Raw genomic sequence first — 2,407 nt, 5'->3', positions numbered from 1 at the left:
AAACTGTTCATAATCTAATCACTAGAGCTCAAACTACTGTAGCAAAACAAGAAACAAAAACAAATGATGGTTCAATTCTTAAATTAAAATACGAACTTACTTCAGAAGACCAAATTTTAGAAGATGGTCAATCAGTTAAATTAGAATTAATACCAACTGATCGAACTAAAGGGTATAAATTTGTTCAATTTGCTAATGTAACTAAAGATAATAACAATAAATTCTTTGTTGAATTTAACTTTGATGTTTCTGCTAAAGATTTAAATTGAGATAATGAATTTGAAGTTGAAAACAATAAAGTTGAAGAAGATTTATCATATCATGTTCATTTAAAATTCAAAAATCGTCCATCAAGAGCAAATGATAATATTAATGTTGAAAAGATAAGTGATAACATTAATAGTGTGCTACTTGATAGTAAAATTCATAATGAAGGTGTCTCACCTGTATTTGATCGAATAATCACTATTGGTGCCAAAGGAATTGTTTTTGATTCAACTTTTGATGTAATTGTAAACAATAACACTCTTACAGGAGAAAATGTTGTTGAAAATCTTGATAAAGATGTGCAAATTAAATGAAAATTTAGTTCAGATATTACCAATAAAATTCAAAATAAAAAAGTTAAACTTATTTTTGAATATCCATCATCAAAACCTGGGGAAAAACATCAAATTGCAACTGATGAAATCACTTTAAATAAAAATGATCTTAATGATGCTTCTAAAATTAATATCACTAAAGAAAATGATAAAGTTGCTTTAACTTTTACCATCAAAAAAGAATTACTTAGAAAAAACCGTCAATTTAATTTTGCTAAAATTCAAATAATTGATTCATTAAACAGTCAAGATGTTAAAGAATGAAACGATCAAGTTTCAACTGCTATTAGCGGTTCATTTAAAGTGCAAAAATCAGCTGATGTAACTATTTTAAAAGCTGAATTTGTTAAAGAAAACACTTTAGTAGAAAAAGCAACCTTCAAAATTATAGTTAACGATTTAGATGATGTTATTTCACCTGCTGATAAAGATAAATTAAAAATTACTTATGATGTTAAAAATGTTGCAAATTCAAGCGTAACTTTATCAAAGGATCCAAACAATTCTCAATTAAAAGTCACTAAAATTGTCACACTTGAAAACAATCAAAAAGAAATTCATTTAGAAATTAACAATCATGAATTCAATAAAGAATATCAACTTCAGCATGTTGAATTTGTTAGTGATTTAGTTAAACCAGCCTTTAAATTAAAAGATAATACCAATATTTTACTTCAAGCAACTGATGCACCTATTGCTATAGCTAACAACACTATTGCAGTAGCTGATGTTAAACCAAGTGCTAATGATAAAACAATAACTGTTAATTATCCATTAACAAATGATATTTTAAATGTTGTTAATGGTTCAACTAAGTTTGTAGCACATTTTAAAGATCTTGAAAACAAAGAATTTTTAACTGATGTTGCTGAACTTAATAACAATGGTTTATTATTTACTTTAACTAATGGAGTGCGTTTTAACAATAGATACACTCTACAAAATATTTATGTAGCTGATAGTGATGCTGAAATTAAAAAAATAACCATTAACAATGGTGTTTTAGTTATAGTTCAAGATGCTAAGGTTCAAACCATAAGTCTTGCTAATGTTTTAGAAGATAACAAATCGGTTATAACTAGATTTGGAACAACTAAAGCTATACTTCAAAATAATCCAGTTATAAATGCAACTAGCGCAAGTTTTGATTTAAAATTTACAACAGAAGATGAAATTTTTGATAATGCAACTAAAGTTAAATTAACTATTGCTAAAAAAACAGATCCAGCTTGAACTCGCTTTATTGAAGTTACACTTACTCAAAATTCAACCACAGAAGCAACTGGAGTTTTTGTTTTTGATAATTTAGATGATGATACAACTTATACAATTGAGCAAATTCAATTTGTTGAATTTAATAAATTTGATGCAACTGATAATATTAAACCAATTGCAAATTTGTTAAATGGTAATAATTTAGTTGATGTTATTAAAAAAACTGATGATAGTTCATTTACTGAGTTTGTTTTACCTGAACTTGAGTACAATATCACTAAAATTGTTCCAAAAGATTTAAATAAAAATCAAAATAATGAATATATTTATCCAAATAATGAACTTCAAAATGCTACTTTAAATGTGCAATTTGATGCAATTCAACATAAATGAAAAAATAACAAAGTTGTACTTGTTTACAAAGCAAATAATTTTGATGAATACATTTACTTTGAAAATCAAATTACTAATATAACTGCTGCTGCAACTGATTTGGAATTTGTTGCAACTAGTGATTTAAAAACCAATCGTGAATACACACTTGAAAAAGTGTTCTTTGTTGATGCAACAGTTAACGATTATGACATAAA

General features: G+C 25.9%; 1 protein-coding gene. It reads left to right on the top strand.

What is annotated here, in order from left to right:
* On the top strand, positions 1–2,407 hold a 2,407-nt coding region (locus U744_RS04755), incomplete at both ends, for a hypothetical protein (protein WP_036432188.1).

The sequence above is a fragment of the Mycoplasmopsis cricetuli ATCC 35279 genome, assembly GCF_000526955.1.
Lineage (GTDB): Bacteria > Bacillota_I > Bacilli_A > Mycoplasmatales > Metamycoplasmataceae > Mycoplasmopsis > Mycoplasmopsis cricetuli.
The sequence above is the reverse complement of the archived record's forward strand: the minus strand, read 5'-3'. Positions and strand labels throughout refer to the sequence as shown.